12 protein-coding genes are annotated in these 14,317 nt (G+C 43.1%); 6 read left to right on the top strand and 6 right to left on the bottom strand.

Annotation, left to right across the window (positions count from 1 at the left end; all coding sequences use genetic code 11):
• Nucleotides 1-87 precede the first annotated feature (87 nt).
• The gene (fur, locus tag H8B19_RS14135; RefSeq protein ID WP_186507535.1) at nucleotides 88-504 is read right to left on the bottom strand and encodes a ferric iron uptake transcriptional regulator; all 417 of its coding nucleotides are present in this window, start codon (nucleotides 502-504) and stop codon (nucleotides 88-90) included.
• Nucleotides 505-749: 245 nt separating this feature from the next.
• Between fur and H8B19_RS14130 the strand changes: the two genes are divergently transcribed.
• The 3 genes from H8B19_RS14130 to H8B19_RS14120 all read left to right on the top strand — a co-directional run bounded on the left by H8B19_RS14130 (nucleotide 750) and on the right by H8B19_RS14120 (nucleotide 4,655).
• Nucleotides 750-2,771 (top strand): methyl-accepting chemotaxis protein, encoded by a 2,022-nt coding sequence (locus H8B19_RS14130; RefSeq protein ID WP_186507534.1) that lies wholly within the window; start codon nucleotides 750-752, stop codon nucleotides 2,769-2,771.
• A 49-nt stretch (nucleotides 2,772-2,820) separates the two neighbouring features.
• Complete coding sequence (gene nagZ, locus H8B19_RS14125; protein WP_186507533.1) at nucleotides 2,821-3,822, top strand: beta-N-acetylhexosaminidase; 1,002 nt, start codon at nucleotides 2,821-2,823, stop codon at nucleotides 3,820-3,822.
• An 89-nt stretch (nucleotides 3,823-3,911) separates the two neighbouring features.
• The gene (locus H8B19_RS14120) at nucleotides 3,912-4,655 is read left to right on the top strand and encodes a helix-turn-helix domain-containing protein (protein WP_186507532.1); all 744 of its coding nucleotides are present in this window, start codon (nucleotides 3,912-3,914) and stop codon (nucleotides 4,653-4,655) included.
• Here H8B19_RS14120 and H8B19_RS14115 read toward each other — a convergent pair.
• From H8B19_RS14115 to H8B19_RS14100, 4 genes are read right to left on the bottom strand one after another with little or no spacing between them, the layout of a single operon-like run.
• Nucleotides 4,652-5,185 (bottom strand): cob(I)yrinic acid a,c-diamide adenosyltransferase, encoded by a 534-nt coding sequence (locus tag H8B19_RS14115; protein WP_186507531.1) that lies wholly within the window; start codon nucleotides 5,183-5,185, stop codon nucleotides 4,652-4,654. The genes H8B19_RS14120 and H8B19_RS14115 overlap by 4 nt on opposite strands.
• A 14-nt stretch (nucleotides 5,186-5,199) precedes the next feature.
• Nucleotides 5,200-6,348: a CsiV family protein gene (locus H8B19_RS14110; RefSeq protein ID WP_186507530.1), complete on the bottom strand. Its 1,149-nt coding sequence runs from the start codon at nucleotides 6,346-6,348 to the stop codon at nucleotides 5,200-5,202.
• Nucleotides 6,345-9,833 carry a transcription-repair coupling factor gene (mfd, locus tag H8B19_RS14105; protein ID WP_186507529.1) on the bottom strand — a complete coding sequence of 1,163 codons (3,489 nt, stop codon included), beginning with the start codon at nucleotides 9,831-9,833 and terminating at the stop codon, nucleotides 6,345-6,347. The genes H8B19_RS14110 and mfd overlap by 4 nt, the downstream gene beginning before the upstream one ends.
• A 3-nt stretch (nucleotides 9,834-9,836) precedes the next feature.
• Nucleotides 9,837-10,424 (bottom strand): PilZ domain-containing protein, encoded by a 588-nt coding sequence (locus tag H8B19_RS14100; RefSeq protein ID WP_186507528.1) that lies wholly within the window; start codon nucleotides 10,422-10,424, stop codon nucleotides 9,837-9,839.
• 129 nt (nucleotides 10,425-10,553) lie between these two features.
• On the opposite strand from H8B19_RS14100, the gene H8B19_RS14095 reads away from it, so the two are divergent.
• The 3 genes from H8B19_RS14095 to H8B19_RS14085 are packed head-to-tail and all read left to right on the top strand — an operon-like array spanning nucleotide 10,554 to nucleotide 13,701.
• Nucleotides 10,554-11,762, top strand: coding sequence for a lipoprotein-releasing ABC transporter permease subunit (locus tag H8B19_RS14095; RefSeq protein ID WP_186507527.1), 1,209 nt, complete (start codon nucleotides 10,554-10,556; stop codon nucleotides 11,760-11,762).
• 6 nt (nucleotides 11,763-11,768) lie between these two features.
• Nucleotides 11,769-12,470, top strand: a complete 702-nt coding sequence (lolD, locus tag H8B19_RS14090) for a lipoprotein-releasing ABC transporter ATP-binding protein LolD (protein WP_186507526.1) — start codon at nucleotides 11,769-11,771, stop codon at nucleotides 12,468-12,470.
• The gene (locus H8B19_RS14085) at nucleotides 12,463-13,701 is read left to right on the top strand and encodes a lipoprotein-releasing ABC transporter permease subunit (protein WP_186507525.1); all 1,239 of its coding nucleotides are present in this window, start codon (nucleotides 12,463-12,465) and stop codon (nucleotides 13,699-13,701) included. Before lolD ends, H8B19_RS14085 begins: the two co-directional genes overlap by 8 nt.
• Before the next feature lie 4 nt (nucleotides 13,702-13,705).
• Here H8B19_RS14085 and H8B19_RS14080 read toward each other — a convergent pair whose 3' ends face one another.
• Nucleotides 13,706-14,227, bottom strand: coding sequence for a DUF2062 domain-containing protein (locus H8B19_RS14080; protein WP_186507524.1), 522 nt, complete (start codon nucleotides 14,225-14,227; stop codon nucleotides 13,706-13,708).
• Nucleotides 14,228-14,317: the final 90 nt, after the last annotated feature.

Genomic DNA, 14,317 nt, shown 5'->3' with positions numbered 1-14,317 from the left:
TCAAGTGCACAATGAAAAAAGCCAGTAGAAAATCTACTGGCCTTTGAAAAACCGTCAACCTATTTCAGGACGACACAATCAATTAACTTATTCGTCGCACTTATCTTTACATTCACCATAAAGATACAAGCTGTGGTGAGTGAGTTTTATATTATTTTCAGCCGCGACTTCTTCCTGACGGCGCTCAATAATCGGGTCCTCAAACTCAATAACTTTGCCGCATTTTAAACAGACTAAATGGTCATGGTGTTCCTTATGGCCTATTTCAAATACTGATTTACCACCTTCAAAGTGATGGCGATTCAGTATGCCAGCATCGTCAAATTGGTTAAGAACACGGTATACTGTGGCTAAGCCAATTTCATCTCCATGCTCCAGTAGTATTTTATATACTTCTTCTGCACTTATATGCTGGTTTGCCGGGTCTTGGAGTATTTCCAGAATCTTAAGTCGGGGTAGGGTGACTTTGAGACCTGCCTTTTTCAATTCTTGATTCTGATCCATTAGGTATACTTTTTTGTCTGCGTAAATTCAATTGCCATTATAATCAGGTTAGGCTTGAAGTTCCTAGAGCCAATTCCGATTTGTGCTGATATCTTCTACAAAATTAAATAGTTTGACTAAGATTTCAACATAAGTTTTCAATTTTGCAGTAAATATTTTGGCATCTGGAGCGATACATATTTAAGATAGATTTAGCTTTTTCTTAACATTCGCCATTATTCTGCAGCGCAGGAGGAAAACCTTTCATGCCAACTACTGTTGTAAGTAAGATTGTTGCAGGCTTTGTTATTTTTGCGTTGCTGTTGCTGTTTACCAATTTGTTATCCTATTTTGGCTTATCTAACATTCGTCAGTCTGCCGCGGTAGTTGCAGAACAAAAAATGCCGGTTCAGGCGCAAATTATTAAGTTGCAATCACAAGTTATTCAGCTATCCAAGATATCCCTGCGAGGCTTTTTCTCTAAGGATATGCAGGCTTTAAACAGCAGTCAGACCCAATTTAGTCAAAGTGCAGAAGAGCTTGATAAGACCTGGCAATCGTTACAATCCCTGATCATCAAACAGGAAAGCGATGGCATGTTTGATAAGGGAAGAGCCGCCATTGAAGATTACATAGAAAAAACACGTCAGATGTATCAAAACAAAATAAAGGTTTTTTCTTTATCAACCCGGTTAGAACTGCAGTTTAAGGACTTTAGGTTTGCTGCTGAAGATGCAGGTGCCAATTTACTCGATATGTCTTACCTTGATGGCGCCGAGACGAATCAGCAGTTAGCCGAAGTTGTTGGAGTGGGTACTAAACTGGACTACATTCTGGTGGCACTGGTGAATAGCACAAAAGAATTGCTGGCTTCATCAGACAAGGAAAATTCTGATGCGATAGAACAAACGATTGAGTTTTCACTGGGGGACTTAACCACCAATACCCAGTTTATTAATCGAATTGGAGCAAGTCTAAATACAGATGGGTTGCTAGAAGCCTACAATCAACAGAAAAATAAAGCTGTCGAATTGCTAAAAGGTGAGGGTGGGTTAATTGAGCTACATCAACAAAAAATAGTTTTACTAAGCGATGTGGCCGAACATTCAGCTTTAGCAGAGACGGCGCTGATTAACGCAGAGCAAATAATGGCTACGCTGTTTAATGATATCAATAACAGCACGTTACAAGGTCAGCAGGATATTCTTGATGTGGTTAAGGGCAATATCTGGCGAACAAACGGGATTACTGTGCTGGCCTTGTTACTGGTTGTTGGTATTGGGGTTTGGGCGGCAAAAAGTATTTCGGTTCCGCTGGGGAAAATCAGCACAAGTTTGAAAATTTTGAGTCAGGGAGACTTGATTCATAAAGCCGATGATAGTGGTTCTGACGAATTTTCCGCTTTGGCGAAAAACGTAAATCGCATGGCTGCGAACATGCATGATGCGGTACAGGAAATTGCACAACATGCAGATACACTTGAGCAGGCAATAAAACGCAGTTCAGTATTAGGTGAACAAACGCTTAAAAAAGCCGATTTGCAGCAAAGTAAAATCGCTTCCACATCAAATAACACACAACAGGTTCGTGAAAGCTCAAACACGATACTCGAACAAATTAATTCTAATATGCTGGCGATAGAGCGCGCCAATGCTCAAACTGCCACGATCAGCAAACTGGTTCAGGACAATCAGTCTCAAACGACGCAACAAGCCCAACAAGCAGAAGAATCTGCACAAATTATTAATCAATTGCACCACAATACAGAAAGCATCAGTTCAATACTGGATGTGATTAAAACCATTGCTGAGCAGACTAATTTGCTTGCACTTAATGCCGCAATAGAGGCGGCACGCGCGGGCGAACAAGGTCGGGGGTTTGCTGTTGTTGCCGATGAGGTACGAACTTTGGCGACACGTACTCAGCAATCCACGGCTGAAATTGAGTCGATGATTAATCAGTTACAGGATGGTGCATCAAAAGCGGTTAGTGCTATAAGTAAAGGTAAGGAGCAGGCATCCTCTTCAGTAGCGACAAGCCAGAGAGTATCCAGTGCAGTGGTGGAGATTCAAACTGCGATTAACGAAGTGAAAGATGCAAACCAAATTATCGTAACCGATTCCAGTCATCAGGATAATTTATTGCAAAGTATTACCTCAAGTTTAAATGAAGTCGTTACGCTGGCGCAGGAGAGCGCTACCACCACTGATGAAGTGTCTACCAGCCTCGAACGTTTGTCTGAATTAGTCGTCAGGTTAAGAGGCGCGGTTAATAAATTTAATGTTTAATGCTAATCATCGATTAGTGCACTAAGGAATGACTGCTATGGGGCCAGTTATGATGGCATTATCAGGCTATCAAATCAGTGCAGATGAAAAAGAATTACTGGAACATCCGCTGGTTGGTGGTGTGTACCTTGATGCAAATAATTTTTTCGATATTGAGCAATTGTCTCGCTTAACCTATGACATTCGGAGTATCTCAAGGGGAGATATACTTATTGCCACCAGTCAGGAAGGCGGTCATACAGTTAACTTTAAACGTGAGTTTACTCCCGTGCCTGATATGGGAAGAGTGTATCTGAAAGCCTCAGGTGACTTAGATATAGCTTCAGATTACGCAGAAAAGCTTGGCTGGTTAATTTGTGCCGAGTTACTCGCCTGCAACATTGACGTAAATTTTGCTCCTTTACTGGATATCGCTACAGAATCAGCCGCAATACCATCACGTGCTTTTCATGCAAAAGAAACCATTATTACCCAGTTAGCCGGGTGCTTTATTAATGGCATGCGTTCTGCGGGTATGAAAAGTTGTGGCAAATATTATCCGGGAGCAGGCCATGTTTTAAAAAGTTCTGATAAATCGCAATATGTTGATAAACGAGTTGCATCCATGCTCACTCAGGGCGATATGCGGGTATTCACTGAATTACATCAGGCGGGCATGCTTGATGCTGTAATAGCGGCCAATGCCAGTTATCCCAGTGTTGATAAACAAGATGTGAGTTATTCAAAAATTTGGTTGCGACAATATTTACGATTGGAAATGAATTTTGATGGTGTGGTATTTTCCAATGATCTTTCGAGCAGCCCGTTAACTAAAAGTGAGAGTTATCTTGAGCGTGCCCAAAATGCAATGCAAGCCGGGTGTGATATGGTGTTGTTGTGTGAAAATCAAAGCGCAGCAATACAAGTGATAGATGGTTTGCCCATTGATTATATTGCCAGTGCAAGGTTAAGCAGGCTGTTGAGCCATCCCGAGTACACCTTTCATGGTTTAAAACAAAAAGAGAAATGGAAACAAGCCAGTCAATTAGCTGCAGATTTATCCAAATCATAATATTCGTTAAAATTCATCCATATTCATCTTCTTATTCCTGCATGAATAACAAAAACTACACCTGCATTTCAATGACTTAGGATAAAATAATGAAATTTGGTGAACGATTGAAGCAGCTTAGGCAGCGACAGAACTTAACTCAACCAGAAATGGCACAGGCGATTGGTATAGAGCAGTCTTATTTGTCAAAACTGGAAAATGACAAATCGGTGCCGTCTGCCGATATGCTGGATGCAATTTTAGGTTGTCTCAATATGTCATTGCAGCAATTTTTATCACCACTGTCAGCGACCGCTATGAATAGTTTAAGTACCATTCCAGCTGTAAAAGAATGGCAATCAAATACTCAGTATAACCTGCAACGTAAACGTAAAATCTGGCTTAAAATCTATGCCATTGCAGTTATTGTGGGCTCATGCTGTATTGTTGCTGGATCACAGGCACTGATTTTTGGTGAAAAAAGTTACCAGTATGTTTCTAAAGGCATCGTATATCCAGGAGAATCCAAGGAGGTTTTTTCTAACTGGCGGCATATCTATCATCAACAGATGGAAGGTGCTTCTGACGAGCAAAGAGATGAAATTCGGCAGAAAATGGCATCAAAAGGTGTTGAAATGATTAAGCGTGAAAACGAATACTATCTGGTGGAATCAAACTACCAGGGAGAGTTATTTAATATTGACGTTGAAAGCGGTAGCCGAACATTCAGGCTGACAGCCGTAAAAGACACAATAAACCGGGCAAACCAATTATTGCTGCTTTTGGGGTGGTTAGTTTTGCTTACCGGATTACTGGGATATATCAATGACTGGCGTTTACATCGTCAGCCTTAACTTCTTGATAATGGGGTGTCTTCCACCCCTTGTTTTACATTAATAAAACGCGCCAAAACAAAAAAGTAGTCGGACAGGCGATTAATATATTGCAGGTGGATATCTGCCACTTGATAATATTCGGTCAATGCAACTAACTCACGTTCAGCGCGTCGGGCGATTGTTCTGCATATATGCGCCTGAGCAGCACATATGTGACCGCCTGGAAGGATAAAGCTGGTTTGAGGGGCAAGCGCTGCCGTAAAACTATCGATATCCTGTTCGAGTTGTTTGATTTGTGAGCTTTGCAACTGACTTTGGGCCGATATGCCAAAACCAATTTCAAACAATGCGGTTTGAATATTTGCTAAACGTGCCGGTATTTCTATCCGGTGCTCAGTCATATTGGCAATTAATAAACCGATATGGCTATTCAATTCATCCAGTGTTCCGTAGCAATTAAGTTCGATATCAGATTTCTTTTTACGAATGGGTTTGTCGGCATAAATCTGAGTTTCACCCTTGTCACCATTTCGCGTGTATATTTTCAACGGTTTTCCTTTTATTACTCTTCAGATTCCGGTGGTGGGTCGGGCATGTAATAACGGCGTATTTGTACAATCATGCCAAAATAGGGGTGATCAAAATAATGTAACTCTTTACTGATAACACGCCGTAACTGGTTAAACGGGTAACTGTATAAAAACTGTTTTGGCGCACCTGCCTCAGTTAACACCGCTTGGTTATTATTTAAAAGTGCCCCGGGCTGTCGGTAATTTAATTGACTATCAATATGTAAATAAGGCACTTTTTGCGGGGTATATTGTAAAAAGACTTTAAATAATCCATCAAGTTGCCACACTTCCGTTGGGATTTGGCCATCGAAAGATTGCTGCACAAATTGTTCTTTCTTTTTAATTACCGCAGGCGTGTCATCATCGCTGATCGCCTGTTCAATACGATCAACAATATTTTGCTGGTTTGCAGCCTGGTAATCCCCAAGCTCTGTATTTAAACCTGAGGGCTCCTGTGGTTTTTCAACCGTGTTTCCCCAGTAATCAAACTCGGAAGAGTAGTTTTTGCCGGCAAACAGGCGAATGGCTGTGGCTTTATTGCGACCAAAGGGAACGTCTTGTCTCCAGCCCAGGTGCAATAAAGGATGTACACCACGTTGTCTGGTAAGTTGTCGGTATAAACTGGTGAGCTCCAAATCTTTATATTCAAGTAAATCAAAATCAGATGGATAACGCATGCTAACACCATCTATTTTGGCTGGGACCTCATCGGGTAACTGCGGTATATCATAGTCGCGGGGCGAAAAAGCCAATCCATCGGATATACAACCGAGATTGCCAATATGATTATTTATATCTATCAGCCAATCAGGTATTTGCACAGAGGCCTGCATACCGGAGTCAAAGTCTTCTGTATAAAATAAAGGTGAAACCTGTTGGCCTTGTTTTTGAGATTCACAACCTGACAACATCTGTCGTAAGTAACTTAAGTCAGGTGCAAGATAAGGCGTCAGGATATCTTTGGCTGAACTTATATCGATAGGAGTTACCACCGGGTCGAATTGTTCTTTGACACTATCGCTATTACGGCTAAAGACAATCACTTCGATATCAAACCACCAGTCATTGCCTTTTGCCTGGCTAACGGGAGAGATAAGCGTTGATATCAGTGCTAACGCTGGCACTAATGCATTTTTCAAGAGGGATCCGCCTGCAAGTGTTGTGCTAAATCCATCAGCACTTTGCTGATGAAATCCAACCGTTTTTGTTGCTCTGCAAGTTCAAACTGTAACCGCAACTTCTGTGGGCCATCTAATTTAAACGTGTCAGAACGAGTTTGAATGAGTTTAATAATGTAACTCGGATCGACTTTGGTGACTTCATTAAATTCGATTATGCCACCGCGTTCATTGGCATCAACTTTTTTAATGCCGATACGCTGCGCGACTTGTTTTAGTTCACTGATTTTAAACAAATATTTAGTGGCTTGTGGCAACAAGCCAAAGCGGTCGATCAGTTCTACCTGCAACTCTTCCAGCTCTTCACTGTTTTTGGCACTTGCAATTTTTTTATACATCGACAGACGAATATTCACATCAGCAATATAATCTTCAGGCAATAATGTAGGTAAACGTAAGTCGATTTCTGCCTGCGTAGACATCACAGTTTCAAGTGAAGGTTCCTTGCCATCTTTAAGCGCGTTAACTGCCTGTTCGAGCATTTCCATATACAATGAGAAGCCAACCGAGGCGATTTGACCTGACTGGCCATCACCTAATAATTCACCTGCACCACGGATTTCTAAATCGTGTGTAGCGAGGGTAAAACCACTGCCTAAATCTTCCGCTTCCGCGATTGCTTCTAAGCGTTTTTTGGCATCCTTGGTAATGCGTTTAGGATGTGGCGTTAACAAATAAGCGTAAGCCTGATGGTGCGAACGACCCACACGTCCACGCAACTGATGGAGCTGCGCTAAACCTAAATGATCGGCTCGATCAATAATAATGGTGTTGGCGGACGGTACATCTATACCGGTTTCAATAATGGTGGTACATACCAGTAAATTAAAACGCTGATGGTAAAAGTCCGACATCACACGTTCCAGTTCCTTTTCACGCATTTGCCCATGTCCAATGGCTATTCTGGCCTCAGGCACAATTTCGCTCAGTTCCTGAGCCGTTTTGTCTATGCTTTCCACTTCATTATGCAAATAATACACCTGGCCACCACGTAAAATTTCACGCATGATGGCTTCACGTATTAATTGTTTTTCTTTTTGATTAACAAAGGTTTTAATCGCAAGTCGTTTAGCCGGCGGTGTCGCAATAATCGATAAATCACGCATGCCACTAAAGGCCATATTTAAGGTGCGCGGAATAGGCGTTGCGGTAAGGGTAAGAATGTCCACTTCGGCGCGCAGCGATTTAAATTTCTCTTTCTGGCGCACACCAAAGCGATGTTCTTCATCGATAATTACCAAACCTAAATTGTTGAACTTAACGTCATCCTGCAACAATTTGTGCGTGCCAACCAAAATATCAACTTTACCTTCGGCTAAGGCCTCCAGTGAGGCTTTTTGTTCCTTGGCTGTACGAAAACGCGACATCACTTCAATGCGAAACGGCCAGTTAGCAAAACGATCACGGAAATTTTCAAAATGTTGTTGGGCAAGCAAGGTAGTTGGCACTAAAACCGCGACCTGACGACCGCCGTTGGCGGCAATAAATGCGGCGCGCATCGCCACTTCGGTTTTTCCAAAACCAACATCACCACAGACTAATCTGTCCATGGCTGACGGGCTGCCCAAATCATTTAAAACGGCATTGATGGCTTGTTGCTGGTCAGCGGTTTCTTCAAAAGCAAAACTGTCTGCAAAAGAGCGGTATTCATCCCAGTTTACAGGGTACGCGTAACCGGGTTTGGCGGCACGCTGGGCATACACATCAAGCAATTGCGCTGCAACGTCTCGTACTTTTTCTGCCGCTTTACTTTTGGCTTTAGCCCAGGTGTCAGAACCTAACTGATGGATTGGCGCATGCTCATTATCACCACCGGTATAACGGCTAATGAGATGCAGTGACGCCACCGGCACATACAATTTGGCTTGCCTGGCGTATTCGATACATAAATATTCGGTACTTACGCCACCTGCATCTAAGGTTTGCAAACCAAGGTAACGGCCAACACCATGGTCAAGGTGCACAACCGGTTGCCCAATTGCCAATTCGGCCAAATTACGAATGATGGCATTCTCATCGGTAGCCTGACGTTTATCGCGCAAACGTCGCTGACTTATGCGATGGCCTAATAATTCGGTTTCAGTGATAAATGCAAGTTTGCAATTATCCTGATGCAATAAAAAGCTGTGCTCAGCCCAACTGATACTAATGCCAATAGCGGCATTGCCAGCTAAAAAACTATCTAAGTCGGCAAATTCTTTGGGTTTAATGCCGGCTTTTTTTAGCAGTTCTAACAGAGATTCGCGCCGTCCCTGTGTTTCTGCGCAAAACAGAATTTTGTAACCTTGTTGCTGCCAGTCAGATACCGCTTGTTTAATGGATGCGGTGGGTACCTTTGACTGCGGTTTAACCGCGATATCGCCAGCTAATGACGTCGTGAAATTATGCCGACCTGCTTTGGCGTCTATTTGGGTTTTACTCAGGCTAATGCGTGGCCAGCCTTTATATTGGGCAAATAACTCTTCTTTGCGTAAAAACAGTTTGTCCGGTGGCAGCAGCGGGCGCATAGGGTTATATCTGTGCTGCTCGTAACGCTCCTGTAAATCCTGCCAGTAAAACTCAATAGAAGGCTTGAGATCACCCATATTCACAATCAGAGTGTCCTGATGCAAATAATCGAACAAGGTAGCGGTTTGCTCAAAAAATAGCGGTAAATAATATTCAATGCCCGCTGGCATCACGCCTTTGCTTACCTGATAAAACAATGATTCTTTGGCATTGCTTGGTTCAAATAAGGTGCTGTATTGGTCGCGAAATAAATTCAGTGCTTGTTTATCAGTTGGAAATTCATGTGCGGGTAATAAACGGATGTTATCGACTTTGTCCCCACCGCGCTGCGTTTCCGGATCAAATAAACGAATAGTGTCGATTTCATCATCGAATAAATCAATACGAAACGGCAGTTCGGAGCCCATCGGGTATATATCGATAATACTGCCGCGAATGGAAAACTCACCATGCTCCATCACCTGATTTACCGCATGGTAACCGGCTTTTTGCAGATTAGTACGAAACGCCTCGATATCCAGCGTTTCACCGCGATTGAGAATAAGCAGGTACTGAGATAAAAAATCAACCGGCGCCAGGCGCATCAGCAAGGTATTAACCGGCACCACAAAGATGCCGGATTGTTTTTGCGTTAGACGAAACAGGGTTTCTAAACGCTGCGAGACAATATCCTGGTGCGGTGAAAAGTTATCGTAGGGCAGGGTTTCCCAGTCCGGAAAAACTTTAACCTCTAACGCCGAAGGCTTTAGAAAATAAGCCAGTTCTTGTTGTAACTTTATGGCTGAAGGCGTATCCGCACTGACTACCAAAATCTGACTGTTGGCTGTTTTAGCTGTTTGGGCGATGGCGAGTGCGACGCTGCTACCTTGTAGATTTCCCCAATACTGATGATCGCCTTTTGTGGCGGGTAACTCCGGTTGAAGGATATTAATGCTCATGAATTAGTTTTGTCGGCGCTTTTTAAGTTGTTGTGTTTGAATATGTAAGCTGGCTCTGACCAGCAAATCCTGATCCTGCTCACGGATCTGGTTAAAAATCAGCGAGATATGGTACTGGTCATTTTCTTCATGGCAAGCGATAACTTCACCAAAACAGTAAACCGCTGCGGCTTCTTCAGTTAAAAACAACTTTAGCTCCGCAAGCTGCCCAATTGTCATAGCTTTATCTGACACTATTTTGATGCCGCTGCCACCAAACTCAATGCCTTGATATTGCTGTTCCGCATCGTCCTGCATTTGCAACACCATGCTCATGATCAAATCGATTTTATGTGATTGAAGTTTTAAAAATTCGACTAATTGCGTTGCTTGTTCACCTAAGTGACGCAAAGGTTTAAGTGCATGGGTTTCGATCACTGTCAATTCACTGGAAATTTTGAACGGTGTGGGCATGCAGGCTTGTAATTCTTCATCATTGGTTGGCAGCGGATAGTCATGTTCCAAACACTGCAAATTGACTTTAAGCGGGTGTTTTATGGTAAAAAATTCATTAAATTGTTGCTGTTTTTGTTCCAGACTCAAATTGTCCATTGTTACTCCGCTTGTACCACTGTGTTTGAACACGTATCATCTTGAATTATTAAGGAAACCACACGGAAATCAAAGTGGCAAGCCAGCCAGTTTGGGTTTCGGTTATTTATAGAGATTGCACGGCCAATCATGTTTCAACCAGCTTTTGCTTTTATCGGCTTGCGTTACGCAAGAGCCAGTAAATCTTCGCATTTTATTGCATTTATCAACTTTTTCTCTGTTGCAGGCATTGCGTTGGGGATCACGGCGTTAATAACCGTATCGTCGGTGATGAACGGATTTGAAGATCAACTCAAGCAACGCATTCTGGGCATTGTGCCACATCTGCTAATTAAGGATCCGCAAAAAACGTTATCTTCAGAGTCCGTATTAGCTATGCAACATGTTATTGGCTCTGGCGCTCAGGTTGAAGCCGAGGCGTTAGTCCAGGGACAGCGTGGGTTGCAGGGCGTGCAGATCCAAGGCGTAGAGCCTGATGTTATGCAAAAATATTCTGCCATCACAGAGAATATGTTAACCGGCAGCTTGCTGCAGCTGGCACCTAAATCTTATCAGGTGGTGATTGGCGCGGCTTTAGCCCGGCAACTCGGCGTGCAAACAGGTGATCAAGTGCGATTAATTGTGGCAGGTGCGATGGTGTATACGCCATTAGGTCCTATGCCTAGTCAGCGTATGTTTACCGTAAGCGGCATATTTGATTTAAGTTCTGAACTTGATGATAAAGTCGTTTTGATGAATATCTCTGATGCTGCGCGGTTAATGCGTAAACCTTTGAATAACGTCGCGCAACAACGCCTGTTTCTGGACGATGCTTTTGCATACAAACAAGTAGAAAACCAACTATATGCAATGTCAGATAAATTACAAATAGAAAGCTGGCGTGCCCGCGAAGGTGCATTGTTTGACGCGGTAAAAATGGAAAAAAACATGATGGCACTGATGATGATGTTAATTGTGGCGGTTGCCGCGTTTAATATTGTGTCGGCGTTGGTTATGGTGGTTACCGAAAAACGCGGTGATATTGCTATTTTGCGTACCCAGGGCATGACAGCAGGCGATATTTTAAAGATATTTCTAACCAACGGTTTGTATAACGGCGTAAAAGGTACGTCACTTGGTTTAGCCGGCGGATTATTGCTGGCAACGCAACTCAATCACCTTACTGCGTTATTGGGCGTTGTGGTATTACCGGGGAGCAGCCAATTACCGGTGGTGATTGCGCCAAATCAGGTTATCACAGTGGTGGTATTGTCTTTGCTGTTAACTTTTGTGGCAACGCTTTATCCTGCTTATCGCGCGGCGAATGTTAATCCGGCGTCAGCACTTCGTTATGAGTAATAGTTTATGAATTTATTAAGTTGTACCAATTTGTCTAAAAGCTATAACGATGGCACCAGTCAGGTTGATGTATTAAAACAGGTTAACTTTTCACTGCAAAGCGGCGAGCAAGTCGCGATTTTAGGTAACTCAGGCTCGGGGAAAAGTACTCTGTTGCATATTCTGGGTGCGCTCGATTCGCCGACTGAAGGGCAGGTTACCTTTCAACAACAGGATATTTTTGCCTTTAGTGCTAAGCAACAGGCGCAGTTTCGTAATCAGCATCTCGGTTTTGTTTACCAGATGCATCATTTGCTACCTGAATTCAGCGCTATCGAAAACGTCGCGATGCCGCTTTTAATTGGTAAACAGTCATCATCAAAAGCGAAAAAAAGCGCGCAAAATATGCTAGATAGAGTGGGGTTGTCACATCGATTAGAGCATAAACCGTCACAGCTTTCTGGTGGTGAACGACAGCGGGTTGCGATTGCCCGTGCTTTAGTCACTAACCCATCCATAGTATTGGCCGATGAGCCAACCGGCAATTTGGATGATAAAACCGGGCAATCGATCTACGAGCTAATCCGGGAGTTAAAACAGGACTTTCAAACCAGTTTTGTGATTGTGACTCACGATCAAAAATTAGCGTCAAAGCTGGATAAAATCTGGCAACTACAAAGCGGGGTATTAACCCAGTCTGCTCCAAAGGATATGATGGTTAATGTTTAGTTTATCCTGGCAACTGGCGTGGCGATTCAGGCGTGATAAACGTCAAAGCGGTTTTATCTCTTTTATTTCTGCCTCATCCACTTTAGGTATTGCACTTGGCTGTTTTACCCTGATTTTAATTCTGTCGGTAATGAATGGCTTTGAGCAGGCGCTGGAAGACGAACTGTTAAATATCATTCCGCATGGTGAAATTACTGCAGTGAATACGCAAGGTTTGCAAAACTGGCAAGCTATTCAGCAGCAATATGCACAAGATCCTCACGTGGTTTTTACCCAACCAGTGATCAAATTAACCGGGTTATTGCAACAAGGCGCTGAAATGAAAGCGGTGGAAGTAACAGCCATCGACAGCGCACTTTATCGTAAAAGCCCATTGTTTAAAGCAATTGATATTCCCGACTGGCCAGCGTTCGCCAGCAAACCTCACAGCATTATGTTAGGCAGTGGGGTAATGAAGCAGTTAAACGTATCAGTAGGGGACAAAGTCCAACTTTTATTGCCGCAATTTGGTGAACAAAATCAGCTGCTTGCGCCTAAAAGCCAGTGGTTGGAGGTTGCGGGCAGTATTAGTATGGGCGGCGAGCTGGATAAACATATCGCGCTGATGCATTTACAGTTTGCTAAAGATATTGTGTCAGTTGATTCAGGCGCACAAGCACTGCAATTTTATTTTGATGATGCCTTTATTGCGCCACTAAAAACGCGTCAAATTGGTTTTAGTCTGGCGCAACATGTTTATATCTCTGACTGGACCCGTACTCAGGGCCACCTTTATCAGGATATTTTATTGGTACGCTGGGTGGTATACGTGGTGTTAACACTGGTTATTGCGGTAGCTTGTTTTAACATTGTGTCTGCACAAATGATGGCCGTAGCTGAAAAACAAGCCGAAATCGCCATGCTAAAAACCATGGGGGCAGCGAATCCTTTTATTATCCGTACCTTTGTCTATCAAGGAGCGATTAACGGAATATTAGGTACCCTGTTTGGTTCTTTAGCCGGAGTGGTGTGTGCTTGGTATGTCAGTGATATTGCGCGAGCAATTGAAAAACTGACCGGCCATGCGTTTTTATCTGGAGATGTGTATTTTATCGATTTTCTGCCATCACAACTGCAATGGCCTGATGTGATATTTACGGTGAGTATTGCATTGTGCTTAAGTTTATTGGCGACTTTATTTCCCGCGATAAAAGCCGCCAAAATAGAACCCGCGAAAGTACTGGGGCATTAAGTTTTTAAGCAGATTGTCTTGCTAACTGGCGTTGTTTCCACGCCCGGGATACCGAGCAGCGCCAGATTAGGTGTAAACCAAAATAACCAAGCAATCCAAAAAAGATGCCACAGACGCCACATCCAAGCAGAAATGCGGGACCAATAGTTTCGAGACTTTGAACTACCCATTGCCAGCTAGCTTCAAACTCGAAACTCACTGGTGGCGTATTAAGGAGCCAGGCTCCAACCAGGTAGGCACCATAAAAAATGGGTGGCATAGTAAAAGGATTGGTAATCCATACTGTCGCTACGGAAAGTGGTAAATTAACCCTTAATGGGATAGCCGTTGCGGCCGATAACCACATTTGAAAGGGCACGGGCCAAAATGCATAAAACAGCCCAATCCCCAGAGCGCCTGCGGCAGAGCGCCGGTTTAAATGCCATAAGTTAGCATCATGAAGTAAGGTGCCAAACAAGGCGATAAACTTGTTTTGTTTTATGCTCTGATGATCAGGAATAAAACGTTTAAGTAGTTTTTTAGGCATACTATCCTACATCTGAAAGGTTTAGGCCTCGTCATCCTGCAGTATCAGGCTTGCAAAATTATGACACTCAGGATGTTTTATTTTCTGGTC

Origin of the sequence: Neptunicella marina, from assembly GCF_014270035.1 — a bacterium.
Lineage (GTDB): Bacteria > Pseudomonadota > Gammaproteobacteria > Enterobacterales > Alteromonadaceae > Neptunicella > Neptunicella marina.
Note: the sequence above shows the minus strand (reverse complement) of the source record. Positions and strands in the feature narration are given on the sequence as shown.

Coding starts and splice junctions, on each gene's coding strand:
- fur (WP_186507535.1), bottom strand. CDS start 504: ATGGATCAGAATCAAGAATTGAAAAAGGCAGGTCTCAAAGTCACCCTA.
- H8B19_RS14130 (WP_186507534.1), top strand. CDS start 750: ATGCCAACTACTGTTGTAAGTAAGATTGTTGCAGGCTTTGTTATTTTT.
- nagZ (WP_186507533.1), top strand. CDS start 2,821: ATGATGGCATTATCAGGCTATCAAATCAGTGCAGATGAAAAAGAATTA.
- H8B19_RS14120 (WP_186507532.1), top strand. CDS start 3,912: ATGAAATTTGGTGAACGATTGAAGCAGCTTAGGCAGCGACAGAACTTA.
- mfd (WP_186507529.1), bottom strand. CDS start 9,833: ATGAGCATTAATATCCTTCAACCGGAGTTACCCGCCACAAAAGGCGAT.
- H8B19_RS14100 (WP_186507528.1), bottom strand. CDS start 10,424: ATGGACAATTTGAGTCTGGAACAAAAACAGCAACAATTTAATGAATTT.
- H8B19_RS14095 (WP_186507527.1), top strand. CDS start 10,554: ATGTTTCAACCAGCTTTTGCTTTTATCGGCTTGCGTTACGCAAGAGCC.
- lolD (WP_186507526.1), top strand. CDS start 11,769: ATGAATTTATTAAGTTGTACCAATTTGTCTAAAAGCTATAACGATGGC.
- H8B19_RS14085 (WP_186507525.1), top strand. CDS start 12,463: ATGTTTAGTTTATCCTGGCAACTGGCGTGGCGATTCAGGCGTGATAAA.
- H8B19_RS14080 (WP_186507524.1), bottom strand. CDS start 14,227: ATGCCTAAAAAACTACTTAAACGTTTTATTCCTGATCATCAGAGCATA.